The sequence below is a fragment of the Kitasatospora sp. NPDC052868 genome, from assembly GCF_044547105.1.
GTDB lineage: Bacteria > Actinomycetota > Actinomycetes > Streptomycetales > Streptomycetaceae > Kitasatospora.
Genome location: NZ_JBITZW010000010.1, coordinates 217,679 through 233,065, shown reverse-complemented (window position 1 = coordinate 233,065; position 15,387 = coordinate 217,679). Strand labels below are relative to the sequence as shown.

At 73.1% G+C, this 15,387-nt stretch carries 9 protein-coding genes; 3 read left to right on the top strand and 6 right to left on the bottom strand.

Features of this window, described 5'->3' with window-relative positions:
- Nucleotides 1-7 precede the first annotated feature (7 nt).
- The 4 genes from ACIGZJ_RS19430 to ACIGZJ_RS19415 form a co-directional block, all read right to left on the bottom strand.
- Nucleotides 8-1,405 (bottom strand): sensor histidine kinase, encoded by a 1,398-nt coding sequence (locus ACIGZJ_RS19430; protein WP_396458341.1) that lies wholly within the window; start codon nt 1,403-1,405, stop codon nt 8-10.
- Nucleotides 1,406-1,781: 376 nt separating this feature from the next.
- On the bottom strand, nt 1,782-3,602 hold the full coding sequence (locus tag ACIGZJ_RS19425) for a protein kinase (RefSeq protein ID WP_396458340.1): 1,821 nt from the start codon (nt 3,600-3,602) through the stop codon (nt 1,782-1,784).
- Nucleotides 3,599-4,255 (bottom strand): hypothetical protein, encoded by a 657-nt coding sequence (locus tag ACIGZJ_RS19420; protein WP_396458339.1) that lies wholly within the window; start codon nt 4,253-4,255, stop codon nt 3,599-3,601. Before ACIGZJ_RS19420 ends, ACIGZJ_RS19425 begins: the two co-directional genes overlap by 4 nt.
- A 646-nt stretch (nt 4,256-4,901) precedes the next feature.
- Nucleotides 4,902-7,082, bottom strand: coding sequence for an N-6 DNA methylase (locus ACIGZJ_RS19415; RefSeq protein ID WP_396458338.1), 2,181 nt, complete (start codon nt 7,080-7,082; stop codon nt 4,902-4,904).
- 212 nt (nt 7,083-7,294) lie between these two features.
- Between ACIGZJ_RS19415 and ACIGZJ_RS19410 the strand changes: the two genes are divergently transcribed.
- A complete protein-coding gene (locus tag ACIGZJ_RS19410; RefSeq protein ID WP_396458337.1) occupies nt 7,295-7,912 on the top strand; it encodes a DUF4352 domain-containing protein in 618 nt (205 codons plus the stop codon).
- 264 nt (nt 7,913-8,176) lie between these two features.
- On the opposite strand, the gene mfd is transcribed toward ACIGZJ_RS19410, so the two are convergent.
- Nucleotides 8,177-11,803 carry a transcription-repair coupling factor gene (gene mfd / locus ACIGZJ_RS19405; protein ID WP_396458336.1) on the bottom strand — a complete coding sequence of 1,209 codons (3,627 nt, stop codon included), beginning with the start codon at nt 11,801-11,803 and terminating at the stop codon, nt 8,177-8,179.
- Between the two features lie 666 nt (nt 11,804-12,469).
- Here mfd and ACIGZJ_RS19400 point away from each other — a divergent pair.
- Entirely contained in the window at nt 12,470-13,783 is a 1,314-nt protein-coding gene (locus ACIGZJ_RS19400) for a nucleotide sugar dehydrogenase (RefSeq protein WP_396458335.1), read from the top strand.
- 148 nt (nt 13,784-13,931) lie between these two features.
- Here the strand turns inward: ACIGZJ_RS19400 and ACIGZJ_RS19395 are convergent, their stop codons facing one another.
- Nucleotides 13,932-14,273 (bottom strand): beta/gamma crystallin domain-containing protein, encoded by a 342-nt coding sequence (locus ACIGZJ_RS19395; RefSeq protein WP_396458334.1) that lies wholly within the window; start codon nt 14,271-14,273, stop codon nt 13,932-13,934.
- A gap of 388 nt (nt 14,274-14,661) precedes the next feature.
- Between ACIGZJ_RS19395 and ACIGZJ_RS19390 the strand changes: the two genes are divergently transcribed.
- Entirely contained in the window at nt 14,662-15,378 is a 717-nt protein-coding gene (locus tag ACIGZJ_RS19390; protein WP_396458333.1) for a hypothetical protein, read from the top strand.
- Nucleotides 15,379-15,387 lie beyond the last annotated feature (9 nt).

The window sequence follows — 15,387 nt, the reverse complement described above, 5'->3', positions numbered from 1 at the left end:
CCGGCGATCACGAGATCAGCGCGTCCACGGAGATCAGCACGTCCCTCTGGAAGCAGAGCCGATAGGCATCCCCGGAGCGGTCGTTGTTGAACGGTTCGGCCGTGATCGCGTAGTACTCGCACGTCACTCCTTCTCCCCGGGGCGGCGGGTTCTTCTCCGACGAATGGTACGGATACTGACGCTCCGGCAGGAATCGCTGCACTGTGGCCCGGTCCTGGCCGACCCGCAGCGAGGCGTAGTCCGCCGGGTCCAGCACGGCGCGGGCGGTGGTGTAGATCGTCCATCCGCGCAGGACGGCGGTCAGCACCAACGCGGTGGCCAGCGGCACCAGGACGACCGCTGCCATCATCCGGCCCACCCGGTGGCGGGTGCGGTGCAGTTCACCGGCCGGGGACACCGCGGTGGGCCCGGGGGCCGGTTCGGCGCCGACGCCGGGGAGTTGCGCGGAGACTTCGAAACCGCCGCCGTCGGCACGGACCCCCTGACTGAAGGTGCCGCCCGCCAGTCTGACGCGCTCGGCCAGGCCGATCAGCCCCCGGCCGCCTTCACCCGGCGGAGCCGCCGGCCCCGTCGGCGACGGGCCGTTGGCCACGCGGATGCGGGCGCCGTCCGACGTGTAGGCGAGTTCCACCGCGACGGGTGCCTGCGGTGCGTGCTTGGCCGCGTTGGTCAGCGCCTCCTGGACCACTCGGAACGCGGCGTGTTCGACCGCACGCGGCAGGCCGTCCGGTTCCCCGGTGACGGTCAGCCGGACGTCCAGACCGGCCGCGACCGCCTCCCCGACAAGCTGGGGGACACCGGTGTCGGCCGGACGGGCCGCCGCCTCGTCCCGCTCGTCCCGCAGGATTCCGATCACCTCGCCCAGACGCTCCACGGCCGCCGCCACACCCGCCCGGATCTCCTGCGCCGCCTCCCGATGCGGTGGGGCCAGGTCGGGCGCCAGCTTCAGCGCACCGGCCCGCAGGGCGATCAGGCTGAGGTCGTGGCCGAGAGCGTCGTGCATGTCCTGCGCGATCCTGGCCCGCTCGCGCAGCCGGGCCTGCTCCGCCACCAGTTGCTGTTCGCGCTCCAGCCGCTCGGCCCGTTCCCAGCCGGCCCGCACCAACTCCTGCGACTGCCGCCAGAACCGGCCCACCATCCAGGGCCCCATCCCGGCGCAGACCGCCAGGGACACGAACGACGTCCCCGGCACCATCCACTCGGGTATCAGCACCGCCGCCGCCACACCCACGGCAACCATCCCGGTCAGCACCACCAGCGCCGGCCGGGCCCGCTCCATCCGTCGGCCGGCCAGGAACGCCGCCGCGATCGCGGCCAGCACCCACCAGATGTCGACCAGGCACAACCCGATCGCAACCGCCGCCACCGCCAACAGCCCGCCGTCGACCCACTGCCGTCTGCTCATACGCACAGGCACGACAGTACGGAGGGAGGGGGGCGGACGGATCTGCCGAAAGTCATGCCCCGCACCGCACAGGAAGTCGGCGGGTCCGACTTCCTGTGCGCGGCAAGTGGCGGACAGCACGGGAGCGCCCAGGGCGGGCCGCACACAAGGCAGGCCGTCCCTAAAGCTTGTTGCAGAAGGTTGGGCGCGGGCAGGTGGGGGCGTGGTCTGACCTGCTGGTTCAGGTGGTTCGGGCGAGGCACCGCCAGGGCCGTCGCCACCACGCTCCCGCACCAGACCCTCGAACTGCCGCACACGCAGCCCCGTGAACGTCTCCACCCATACCGGGGAAACGCCCGGCCCCGGACCTTCCGGAAGAACCTTCAGGGCGAGCGGGTCAGGAGCCGGGGGCGTAGGGGTTGCCGACCGGCCAGGGGGTGGCACGGGGGTCTGGCGGCTGGGGGTTGTTGGTGGTGCGGTGCGGCTGCAGTTGGTCCAGGCTCTGCCGGAGACGGCGCACGGCCTGGTGGTGCGGACCGTCGCGGCGCTCCCGGTCGAAGAGCAGCTGCAGCAGCCACTGCCAGGCGCCCTCGGCGTCGCCACCCGCCGCGAGCAGCAGACCGATCCGTTCGCGGAGGTCGAGCGCCCGCTCCGCGTCGGCGTCCAGCCCCGCGTCGAGTCGCGCGGTGTGGGCGGCGAGCAGAGCCCGGTACTCGGCGAGGGCCTCCGCACCGTGGCCGAGCTGTTCGAGGCAGTCCGCCGCGCGGTACCGGTGCTCAAGCCCCTGCGGCCCGTGTGGGCCTCCGTCGGCGGTGACCGCGAGGATCCGGTACTCGGGGAGCGCGTTCCGGTAGCGGCGCTCCTGGAGCAGCGTGCGGGCGTAGATGGTCCGGATGGTGCGGACGAGTGGTGCTCCGTCGCCGAGTTCAGCCTGGGCGCGGGGCAGCAGACGGGCCGCGAGGTCGAGCACCTCGGCGTGGCGCCCGGCATCGACCAGGTCGGAGAGCCGGGCGCAGGCCGCCGCCAGATCCGGGGCGGAGGGCGCGGACACGGGCGTGGAGGCAGGGGCAGGAGTGGGAACCGCGGTCGACGGGGTGATCGGGACGGCCGTCATCAGCAGTGGCTGCGGCTCCACGCGTGCGGCGGCCTGCGCGGGGTGGGCGAAGGGCTGCCGGGCCGTCGGGGCGGGCGCGGGCGACGGGACCGGTACGGGGACGGCGGTGTCCAGCGGCCGGGGCTGCGGCTGGTGCGGGTGACGGTACGGGCGGGCGGGATCGGGCAGCGGACCGTACCGGGGCTGCGGGGCCGCCTCGGCGGGCGGGAGCAAGGGAAGCAACCGCCCGTAGACCTGCTGGGCGTCGGCCGGGCGCTCGGCCGGCTGCTTGGCGAGCAGGTCCAGGACCAGCCGCTCGAGAGCCTCCGGCACCTCGGGGCGCAGCTCGCGCAGGGGCGTCGGCGGCTCGTCGACGTGTCGGCGCAGCACGCCGAGGGCGGTGGGCGCGCGGAACGGCTCCTCGCCTGCGAGCATCTCGTGCAGCAGGCAGCCGAGGGCGTAGAGGTCGCTGCGCGGGTCGGCGGTCGCGGCCAGGGCCTGCTCGGGCGCCATGTAGGCGGGACTGCCGATCGGGACGCCGGTCAGGGTGAGGCGGGTGGCATCGGTGTCGAGGGCGGTGGCGATGCCGAGGTCGAGCAGGACCGTCCGGCCGTCGTCGCGGACCATCACGTTGCTGGGCTTCAGGTCGCGGTGGACCACGGGTACGGCGTGCACGGCGGCGAGGGCGCCGCAGAGCTGGGCGGCGACGGCGACCGCGCGCTCGACCGGCAGGGGCGAGTCCTCGGCGATCAGGTCCGCGAGGCTGAGGCCGGGGACGCGCTGCATGACCAGGTACAGCTCGCCGCCGTCCTCCCCGGCGTCGAAGACGGTGACCAGGCCGGGGTGGTCCAGGGCGGCGGTGATCCGGCACTCCCGCAGGAAGCGGCGGCGCAGCTCGTCGCCCCGACTGCCGCGCTCGGGGCTCTCGTCCGCGGGCAGGAGGAGGTCGGGGCGGAGCAGCTTGACGGCGACGGGGCGGTCGAGCCGTTCGTCGTAGCCTCCCCAGACCTGGCCCATGCCGCCGTGGCCGATCTTCTCGGCCAGGCGGTAGCGGCCGCCGATCACCCGGGAGCCGGTCGACCCGGCACCGTTCGGGCCGGCGGCACCGACCGGTCCGGCGGTCACGGCCGGCCTTCGCGGGCCTGACGGCGCAGCAGTTCGCCCAACTCGCGCAGGTCGTCGGCGGGTGCGGGGGCTGCAGTGGGAGGCACAGCGGGAGACGCAGCGGCGGGCGGTGCGGGGGGCACGGCGGTGTTGGGCATGGGCAGAGGCATGGGCATAGGCGTCGGGCCGGGGGTGGCATAGCCGGGCGCCGGGGAGTACGGCATGGCGGGGGCGGTCTGCGCGTAGGGCGAGGCGGGCGGCGGGTAGTAGGCGGGCGCTGCGGGCAGCACGGTCGGCTGCGGGCGGGCGGCGTTCCAGAGGGTTCGACTGTCCATCAGCAGGTAGTGCAGCGGGGCTCCGAACCACATCAGCAGCATCGCCGTCATGCCCGCGGTGTCCGCGGTGTCCGCGCTCTTGTCGTTTCCCGCCACCCCGGCGCCGACCAGGTAGGTGAGGAACAGTCCGGCGAACACCACCGCGCCCAGGATGTCGAACCAGCGCCGCCGCCGGATCGCCAACAGCAGCGAGGGGATCATGCCGAGCAGACCGACCGTCACCACCGGGGTGACGGCGCACAGCACCTTGCCGAGCACGCCGTACGGGCCGGCGGCCATCCCCGGGCGCAGCGGCCGGGCGGCGGGAACGGGGCCGGGCGGCGGGAGGTGACCGGCCATGGGCATCGGGGCGGTCGGCTGTGCCGCATTCGGTATCCCGCCGGGGAAGGCGCCACCAGGAACCGCGCCACCGGGCGGCGGTCCGAACTGCCCGGGGTACTGCCCTGACATGTGCGCTCCTGAGCGGGTGAGAACGGCGGTCTGCCGGAGTACGGAGGAACCCAGCACACCGTACCGCCCGAGGCCGACGCGCTGGAGGGCTTCCCTCCGGGAGGTCGGCCCGCCGAGAACACGTCCCGAGTGACGGACTGTCCGGGTGGGGCACCCGGAGGGTGCGGGCGGGACGGAGTATGTGGACCGGTCGAGATAGGAATTGGAAATATGTCGACCGGTCTACATAGATGGAATCGCTGGACCGGTCTACATATTTTGATGCCATGCGGCCCGCGAGGACGTGGGTACAGCCTGGGGATTATGTGGGCCGGTCTATAGAGAAGATTAGGTCGACCGGTCTACATATTTATTCGCCCTGCCCGCCGGTATCCGGCGGGCGGGCAGGGCGGGTGCATTGGACACGGCGGCCAGGGCGGAAACGGCAGGTGAGCCGGGCGGGCAGCGGCAGGCAGAAACGGCGGGCGGGCCCCGTCCCGAGGCCAGCCCGAAGTCTGGTCAGGCCCGCGACCGAGCCCCGCCCGATGCGCCGAGCTCAGGCCCCGGGGTGCGCCTGTGGAAGGGGGAGGGTCCCAGTGGCGAGGCCGTCGGTGAGGGACTGCGCGAGGCCGTGGGCGAGAGCGGCGGCCTGTTGGAGGGAGGCGTCGAAGGTGGCGATCCGGGCGAAGGCCTCGCCGAGACGGCGTTGGTCGGCGATCGGGAGGCGGGGCAGTTCGACTCGGCGGATGTCGAGGCGCGCGGTGGTGGTGGCGTGGCTGGCGGCCCGTCGGGTGCTCGCCGTGGAGCGGAGCTGGCCAGCCAGGAACTCGGGGTCGACCGCATCGAGGTCTGGCCGCAGCAGGTGCAGTTGGCGGCCGAGCGCGGCACCCACGAGCGGGCCGTCCGCCTGGACGACCCGGGCCACGCCACCGCCCAGCGCGGGGACCAGCACGTCACCGGGCCGGGTCCGGACGCCGGACGCCGGACCGGCGGAACCACCCGGGTCGGGGGCCCCGCTCGGCGCGCCCCCGGCGATCAGGTCCTGATCCGTCAGAACGGCCACTCCCGGCTCGACACCGGCACCGGAGCCCGACGAGTACACCTCCAACACCCCGTTGCGGACCAGCTCCCCCAGCGTGATGACCGGGGCCACCGCCGCGGTCGGCGGGACCACGGCGGACGGCTCGGACGGCTCGGACGGCTCCGGCAGCAGGCTGTCGGGCGCGGCCAGACCCGCCAGCAGCTCCGTCAACCGGCCACTCAGGTGGGCCAGTTCGGCGACTCCGCCGGCCGCGCCGGCGGGCGGGATGTGGCGGGCGGGCGAGAGGTCGGTCTCGTCATCGAGCAGGTCGATCGCGGCCATCACCCGGTGCACGCCGGGCCGGTCGTCCGGCAGTGGCAGGCCCTCGCGCGCGGCAAGGTCGAAGGCGCGCCAGGCGTCCAGGACGGTCCGGCGCAGTTCGGGCCAGTCGACCCGGTCGCGCCCACCCTCCCCGGACGAGCCGGACGAGCCGGACGAGCCGGCAGCCGAAAGGGCAGCGGAGGAGGACGCGTCGAGCAGCAGGACCTGCCGGAATTCCTCCCCCGGCCGGGGCGCGCGCAGCACCCACAGGTGCAGCGGCACCCCGTACGGCGGCGCGGCGCCGGCCGGGAGCGCGATCACGGCGCGCAGTGCGCCGGAGCGCAGCAGTTCGGCGCGCACCCGGCGCCCGGCCCGGCGGCCGACGACGGCAGGCGGCAGCAGGAGGGCGGCGAGCCCGCCGGGGCCGGTGCGGGCCAGGCAGTGCAGCACCCAGGCGAGTTCGGACTCCCCGCGCGGCGGCACCTGGCCGCCGGGCCAGCGCGGGTCGAACTGCAACTGGTCGTGCCCCCAGTCCCGTTCGTTGTACGGCGGCTGGCAGAGCACGGCCTCGAAGGTGCGACCGGAGTAGGCGTCGGCGCGCAGCGAGTCGCCGCCGCGCAGGTCGAGCGGGAGCGGTCCGGGGTCGGCGGCGGGGGCGTGCAGGGCGAGCCGGAGCAGGGCGAGCGCACTGGTCACGGGGTCGGCGTCCTGCCCGTAACGGCCGGTGGTCGACGGGAGGGCGAGCAGTACGGCGCCGAGGCCGGTGGCCGGGTCGAGCACCGTGGCGGGGACGCCGGCCACAGCGGCGAGCAGTTCGGCGGCCTCGGGCGGGGTGGGGCTGAGCTGCCGGGTGTTGGCCTCGGCGTAGCGGGTGAGCAGTTGCTCGTACGCGCCCGCGGCTCCGGTGCCCGCGGCCAGCTCGGCGAGCAGGCGGGCCAGGTCCAACTGGGTACTCCCGAGCAGGCCGGGCAGCTGGAGGGCGGCGGCGCCCTCCACGCCGAGGGTCTGCACCGCCACACCGGACAGCGCCCGGGGCAGCGCGGTGGCGAGGCGGGTGTCGGGTTCGGCGGTGAGCGCGGGCCAGCGGTCCGGCTCGCGGTGCAGCAGCAGGAGGACGGCGCCCGCCTGAAGCAGCGGCGCAGCCGGGTGGCCGGCGGGGTCGCGCAGGGTCTCGACCAGCCGCCAGGTCCGCTCCAGCAGCGGCAGTTCGGCGATCTTGCCCTGCCCGCGCAGCCAGGCCTCCACCTCGGTGAGCGCGAAGGTCGGGCTGCTGTCGGTACCGCCGACCGGGCGCGGGAAGTCCGGGTGGCGGCGACGCCAGTTGCTGACGGCGGCCCGCCCCACCCCGGCCAGCCGGGCGATCTCTACGGCGGTCACCTCGGGACGGTCCGGCATGGGGGCTCCTTCGGCGCACGGGCGGGTGTGACCACACAGCATAGCCAGCGCATCACTCACCCTCGTTCACACGTGAACATAGACGTTTCTCGAATCGACGTTGACATCGTTCACAGTCGATGGTGTGATTCTCTCATCGAGGCCGCACCAACCGGGCACACCGAACGGCCACACCGAGACCGGGCACCGAGCCCGAGAAACCGGAGAACCCCATGTCCGCCACCACCACCCGCCGCCGCACCGCCGCCCTGCTGCTGGGCGCCGCGCTGGTCACGCTCACCGCGACCGCCTGCAACTCGACCGCCGGCACCACCGTCTCCACGGAGGCCAAGCAGACCGCCCCCGCCGACAGTGCGGCCGGCACCACCGCCGCCAAGCCCGCCGAGAGCAAGCCCGCCGACGCCCCGAAGGCGGCGGCCAAGGTGGGCGACACCATCGCGCTCAAGGGCATGGACAAGGGCCTCACCGCCGACATCACCACGGTGAAGGTGGTCGACCCGGCCGAGAGCGCGAACGAGTACCTCAAGCCGGAGGCCGGCAAGCGCTACGTCGCCGTCCAGTTCCAGATCAAGGCCACCGGCACGCAGGCCTACAGCGAGATGCCGTGGAGCAGCGCCAAGGTGGTCGACACCCAGGGCCAGTCGTACGGGCCGAGCCTCGCCGACACCAAGGCCGGCCCGACCTTCCAGACGCCCACCAACATCGCCGCCGGCGAGACGGGCAAGGGCTTCGTCACCTTCGAGATCCCGACCGACGCCAAGCTCGACAAGGTGCAGTTCGCCCTGGACAACGGCTTCTCCAACCAGGTCGGCCAGTGGAAGATCGGCTGACGGCTCCGTTCACAGCCACCGCCACCCTCGCCGCCCGCACCACCAGCACCGGCCACACATGCAAAACAGCGGTCTCAGGCACCGTCGCCTGAGACCGCCGCTCGCCCGGGGAACCGGGGGGAGCCCGGAACCGGGGGAAGCCCGGGGAGCCCGGAGGCCCCGGCTCCTACTCCCCCTCCCCCACTACACCAACGCCCCGCTACCCCAACGCCCCGCTACCCCAACGCCCCGCTACCCCAACGCCCCGCTACCCCAACGCCCCCGCTACTTCTTCGCCCCCGCCAGATCGTCGAACATCGCCGACAGGAACTCCCGGCACCAGCCGAGCAGTTCACGCCCGACCAGCGGCTTGCCGCCGATCCGGCCGGTGCTCGGCCGGGGCACCAGCAGCTGCTGGGTGGTGGCCTTCACCTGGCTGCGCGGGTAGAGCCGGTTCAGCCGCAGCTGCTGCGACTCACGCAGGTCCACCGGCCCGAACCGGACGTTGGAGCCCTGCAGCGTGATGTCCGAGATGCCGCAGCGACGGGCGTACAGCCGGAGCGCCGCCACCAGCAGCAGGTTCTCCACCGCCTCCGGCAACTTGCCGTAGCGGTCGACGAGTTCGTCCCGGACCTGCGTGATGTCCTGCTCCGAGTTGACCGCCGCGATCGAGCGGTACGCCTGCAGCCGCAGCCGCTCCCCCGGCGCGTAGTCGTGCGGTACGTGGGCGTCCACCGGAAGCTCGATCTTCACCTCCAGCGGCTCCTCCTCGGGCGCGCCGCCACCGTTGGCCAGCGACTCGCGGAACTCCGCCACCGCCTCGCCGACCATCCGCATGTAGAGGTCGAACCCGACCCCGGCGATGTGCCCGGACTGCTCGCCGCCGAGCAGGTTGCCCGCACCGCGGATCTCCAGGTCCTTCATCGCCACGTACATACCGGCACCCATCTCGGTGTGCTGGGCGATGGTGGCGAGCCGCTCGTGCGCCGTCTCGGTCAGCGGCTTCTCCGGCGGGTACAGCATGTAGGCGTACCCGCGCTCCCGCCCGCGACCGACCCGGCCGCGCAGCTGGTGCAGCTGGGAGAGGCCGAAGGTGTCACCGCGCTCGACGATCAGGGTGTTGGCGTTGGAGATGTCGATGCCCGACTCCACGATCGTGGTCGACACCAGGACGTCGAACTCCTTCTCCCAGAAGTCGACGACCACCTTCTCCAGCGCGGTCTCCCCCATCTGCCCATGAGCGGTGGCGACCCGCGCCTCGGGGACGAGGTCCTTCAGCCGGGCAGCCGCCTTGTCGATCGACTCGACCCGGTTGTGGATGTAGAACACCTGTCCCTCGCGCAGGAGTTCACGCCGGATCGCGGCCGAGATCTGCTTCTCGTCGTACGGTCCGACAAAGGTCAGCACCGGGTGGCGCTCCTCCGGCGGGGTGGTGATGGTGGACATCTCGCGGATCCCGGTGACGGCCATCTCCAGGGTGCGCGGGATCGGCGTCGCCGACATGGTCAGCACGTCCACGTTGGCCCGCAGCTTCTTCAGCTGCTCCTTGTGCTCGACGCCGAACCGCTGCTCCTCGTCGACGATGACCAGGCCCAGGTCCTTGAAGCGGGTTTCCGAGGAGAACAGCCGGTGGGTGCCGATGACGACGTCCACCGAGCCCTCGAACAGGCCCTCCAGCACGGCCTTCGCCTCGCTGTCGGACTGGAAGCGGGACAGCGCCTTCACCGTCACCGGGAAGTTGGCGTACCGCTCGGCAAAGGTCGAGAAGTGCTGCTGCACCAGCAGCGTGGTCGGCACCAGGACGGCCACCTGCTTGCCGTCCTGCACCGCCTTGAACGCCGCCCGCACCGCGATCTCGGTCTTGCCGTAGCCGACGTCGCCGCAGATCAGCCGGTCCATCGGGACGGACTTCTCCATGTCCGACTTGACCTCGGCGATCGTGGTCAGCTGGTCGGGCGTCTCCGCGTAGGGGAAGGCGTCCTCCAGCTCGCGCTGCCACGGGGTGTCCGGGCCGAAGGTGTGGCCGGGGGCGGCCATCCGGGCCGAGTACAGCTTGATCAGGTCGGCGGCGATCTCCTTGACCGCCTTCTTGGCCCGCTGCTTGGTCTTGGCCCAGTCCGCGCCGCCGAGCCGGTGCAGCGTCGGGGCCTCGCCGCCGACGTACTTGGTGACCTGGTCCAGCTGGTCGGTCGGCACGAAAAGCCGGTCGCCGGGGTGGCCCCGCTTGGCGGGCGCGTACTCCAGCACCAGGTACTCGCGGGTCGCGCCCTGCACGGTGCGCTGCACCATCTCGACGTACCTGCCGACGCCGTGCGCCTCGTGGACGACGAAGTCGCCGGCGGCCAGCGCCAGCGGGTCGATCGCGTTGCGGCGCCGGGACGGCATCCGCCGCATGTCCTTGGTGGAGGACTTCTGGCCGGACAGGTCGGTCTCGGTGATGACGGTCAGCTTCAGCGCCTCGTCCACGAAGCCGTGCTCGATCGAGCCGCAGGAGACGTACACGACGTCCCGGGTCGGCGCCTCGGCGAGGTCGGCGACGAGTCGGGCCGGGATGCCCTCGTTGCCGAGCACCTCGGCCAGCCGGGAGGCCGGCCCGTGGCCCTCCGTCACCATGACGACCCGCCAGTCGGCGGCCAGCCGCTCCTTGGCGTCGGCGATCGCCCGCGCGGTGTCGCCCCGGTACGCCTCGACGGCGTGCATGCCCAGCGTCAGGGTGTTGGCGTCGAACTCCAGCACCTCGTGGACGGCGGACTCGCTGGTGGCGAACGGGCTGACCGACCACCAGGGCAGCCCGATCTCGGCGGCGTGCTCACGGACGTCGGCGAGCGAGCGGAGCGAGGCGGCGGAGACGTCGATGGCCTCCAGGTCGATCGGCCGGTCCCCGCCGGACGCGGCCGCCACCCAGGAGGCGTGCAGGAACTCCTGGCTGGTCGCCACCAGATCGGCGGCCCGGGTGCGGACCCGCTCGGGGTCGCAGACCACGGTGACCGAGCCGAGCGGCAGCACGTCCAGCAGCAGCTCCATGTCGTCCACCAGGACGGGCGCCAGCGACTCCATGCCCTCGACCGCGATGCCTTCGGCGATCTTGTCCAGGATCTCGGCCAGCCCGGGGTGCTCGGCCGCCAGCTCGGCGGCCCGGGCCCGGACCTCGTCGGTCAGCAGCAGCTCGCGGCAGGGCGGCGCCCACAGTCCGTGCTCGGCGATCTCCAGCGAGCGCTGGTCGGCCACCTTGAAGTAGCGGATCTCCTCGACGTCGTCGCCCCAGAACTCCACCCGCAGCGGGTGTTCCTCGGTCGGCGGGAAGACGTCCAGGATGCCGCCGCGCACCGCGAACTCGCCGCGCTTCTCGACCAGTTCGACGCGGGCGTAGGCGGCCGCGGCCAGCCGTCGGGCCACCGCGTCCAGGTCGTGCGACTCGCCCCGCCGGACGGCCACCGGCTCCAGCTCGGCCAGCCCCTTCACCTGCGGCTGGAGCACCGAGCGGACCGGCGCCACGACCACCTGGACCGGGCCCGCCGCCGGGTCGTCCGCCCGCGGGTGCACGATCCGGCGCAGTACGGCCAGTCGGCGGCCGACCGTGTCCGAGCGCGGCGAGAGCCGCTCGTGCGGCAGGGTCTCCCAGGCCGGGTACTCCGCGACCGAGTCCGCCGGCAGCAACGAGCGCAGTGAGGCGGCGAGGTCCTCCGCCTCCCGGCCGGTCGCCGTGACCGCCAGCACCGGGCGGCCGCGCTCACCGGCCGCCTGCCCGGCGAGCGCACGGGCCAGCGCGGCGATGGCGAACGGCCGGGCGGCGGGCGGGCCGACCAGGTCCAGGTGGCGGCGGCCACCGGCGGCGGTGGCGGTCGCGGCCTCGATCGCCTCGGCGAGGGCCGCGTCCCGCGCGACGACATCGAGCAGTCCGGTCAGGCTCATCTGGAGTCTCTTCTTCGTCCCGTGGCTGGTGCTGCCCCCGGGCGGCGAAGGCCCGCCAGGGCAACGCGAACGGCCCGGCACGCCGAGCGGCCGGGGGTCTCAAGCGTACGCCGCGGCGCCGACGGCCACGCGGCGCACGGGCCCGGCGGGGCCGATGCGCGGACGAAGGATCGGCCCCCACCCGGGCAACAGGGCTCCGCGATCTGCCACGAACTGGACATACTCCTGTCACTGGCCGTCCATGGAGATCGCGCACCATAGTGAACGTGCCCGCCGCACCCAACCGTGGGGGATGGCTGCGGAGGGGCACAGTCGCACACCCGATGGGGGTCGGGAGTGCGAGGCCGGGCGACCCTGGGTGGGGGCGCCCGCCCAAGCGCCGGGAACCGTGGCGCCCCTTCCTGGGGGGCGCCACGGGTCTCGGCCTCCTTTGTCTGCGCGCCCCTCTCCTCCCCGCGCCCCGCCCCTTCCCCTCTTTCCGCACCTCTCCCGCACGAAGACCTGTGCACTGTCCCGCCCCTCCGCTGCGGGCCCAGCCGCCTTCCCCGGCGCCCTCTTCGCCGAAAACCCACGCGGCCCGGCCCCGCTCCCTACCCTGTTGTGAAGACCGTGTGGGGACGCCCCGGAGGGGCCTGGTGGGCGTCGCGATGGAGGGGGTTCTTCGTCATGCGCGTTGTCATCGCAGGTCAGGGGTATGTGGGGCTGCCACTGGCGGTCCGGGCAGCCGAGGTCGGGCATCAGGTGGTCGGCTACGACGTGGACGAGCGCCGGATCAAACGGCTGGCCGTCGGCGAGTCGTACGTCGAGGACATCCCCGCCGAGCGGCTGCGGCCGCTGCTGGAGAGCGGGGCCTACCTGCCGTCCGCCGAGCCGGGGGACGTGGCGGCCTTCGACATCGCCGTGATCACCGTGCCGACTCCGCTGCGCGACGGGGTGCCCGACCTGTCGTACATCGAGGCCTCCGCTCGGCTGCTCTCCCAGCACCTGCGGCCGGGGGCGACGGTGGTGCTGGAGTCGACCACCTACCCGGGCACCACCGAGGAGCTGCTCGCACCGCTGCTGGAGGAGGGTTCGGGGCTGACCGCCGGCCGGGACTTCCACCTCGGCTACAGCCCCGAGCGGATCGACCCGGGCAACCCGACCTGGCGGCTGGAGAACACCCCGAAGGTGGTCTCCGGCATCGACCCGGCCGCACTGGCCGCGGTCGAGGGCTTCTACGGGCAGCTGGTCGAGCGGACGGTCCCGGTGTCCTCCTGCAAGGAGGCCGAGCTGACCAAACTGTTGGAGAACACCTTCCGGCATGTGAACATCGCGCTGGTCAACGAGCTGGCGATGTTCGCGCACGACCTCGGCATCGACGTCTGGGAGGCGATCGACGCCGCCTCGACCAAGCCGTTCGGCTATCTGCGCTTCACCCCCGGTCCGGGCGTCGGCGGCCACTGCCTGCCGATCGACCCCTCCTACCTGTCCTGGCGGGTCGAGCGCGCGCTCGGCCAGTCGTTCCGGTTCGTGGAGCTGGCCAACGACGTGAACAGCCACATGCCCGACTACGTGGTGCGGCGGCTGGCGGAGGCGCTGAACGAGCGGCAGCGGTCGGTGAACGGCTCGCGGGTGCTGCTGCTCGGGCTCGCGTACAAGAAGAACACCGGTGACGCCCGGGAGACCCCGGCCGCGCGGGTCGCCGAACTGCTGACCCGGATGGGCGCCGAGGTCCGGGCCGCCGACCCGCACGTGGTGGTCGGGGTGCACGTCCCCGAGCCGGTGATCCCCGGCCAGCGCGCCGCCGAGCAGGACCGGCACGGCGACCCGTTCGCCGCCGTCCGCCGGGTCGAGGCGACCCCCGAGGAGCTGGCGGCCGCGGACGCGGTGGTGCTGCTCGCCGACCACGACGAGTTCGACTACGAGGCCGTCACCACGCACGCCCGGTACGTCCTGGACTGCCGCCGCCGGCTCTCGGGCGCCGCGGTGGAGGTGCTGTAACCCCCGCAGACCCGGTCGCGAACACCCTCCCCGACACCCTCGCGAACACCCTCCCCGACACCTCCCACAAGGCCCTCGGAAGACTCCGCGGAACGCGGTGCCGGGCGTCCGCACCCGCCCGGCACCGCGAAGCGCGGAAGGCGCCCGGCTACCAGCGGGAGAGGTTGATGTCGTACATCATCACCTCGTACCCCTGGTTGCCGTTGAAGTCGTACTGCTCCCAGTTGAAGACCGTCCAGGAGCCGAGGCCGCCGCCGAGATAGGTGACGACCCGGTTGTTCCCGGCGTCGATACGGTCGACGTTGTAGACGCGGACCGACATCCAGCCGTCATTGGCAAAGCACAGTTTGCTGCTGTAGCCGTAGTTGTACACCTTTGCGTAATCACTGCGGTTTCCGCAGTCGACCCGGTTCACGGCATTGGCATCGGCCGCCGGTATCAGCGAGGCCGCGGCGGCGGTCAGGACGGCGAGGACCCCGGCCCTGCCCATCCGCGCATTTCTCGGACCACGGTCGGTGCGGGGATCTGTGCGGCGAATCATGGAACCCCTCCATCGGCAACGGTTTGCGACTCCAGAGGCTGACACGGCGGCCCGCCGCCGAACAGCTTCTTTCCGGCCAAGCAGGAAAGCGGATCGCCCGCCCCGACCGGCCACAGGCGGAATGCGCTAGGGTCCGGACATCCTTGCCACACTTGAGGATCGGAGCACTGGATTGGCACGCCCACCCCGTTTCGGCCGATTCGCCGCGATATTCCTGGCCGCCGCTTTACCGCCTTTCGCCGCAGGCTGCTCAAGCGCCGCTAGCGGACCGTCGGAATCCGCATTGACGCCGCCCGCAATCACCACCACAAAAGCACCGGAGTCCGGGCGCGCCGGAATGACCGGACTCCCGCTCTCCGCTTATCAGGCCGACGACCTGAGCACGGTGAAGGAGATTCAGGTCAGGAATACGCTGGTCGTCTCCTGCATGCGGCGGGCCGGATTCGCCTCGTTCGACGGCGACGGGCTCCAGCCCGCCCAGGCCCCGGACAACGCGACGGCGCTCCCGTCCGGTGCCTGGGGGTACCTGGGGGCCGAGGTCGCGGCCGTCCAGGGGTTCCACCCGCCGCAGCGGACCGCGCCCCGGCAGCCGGCGCCACCCCAGGAGGCCTCCGAGGCGTTCGACGGTGCCCGGGTCGACTGCGACCGGCAGGCGGCCGAGCGGCTGGGCTCGCCGCCCTCCGCCGGCGCCGAACTGATCGGCCGGCTGTTCGACGAGTCGATCCAGGCGACCGGTCGGGACGGCCGGGTGGTCGCGGCGACCAAGGGGTGGTCGGACTGCATGGGCGCCGCGGGCTTCCAGGCGACGGATCCGTCGGCGCTGCCGGAGCGGTTCCGGGCCGGGCGGGAGATCACCCCGGCCGAGCTGGCCACGGCCCGCGCCGACGCCGAGTGCACCGCCGGGAGCAACCTGGCGGGGATCTGGTTCGCCGTCCTGGCCGGGTACCAGCGGCAGCAGATCGACCGCAACGCGCAGGCCCTGAACGCCCAACGGGAGGCGGTCAGGGCCCAGGACGCGAAGCTCTCGCGGCTGCTCGCGGGGGACGGCTCCTGAGCACCCGCC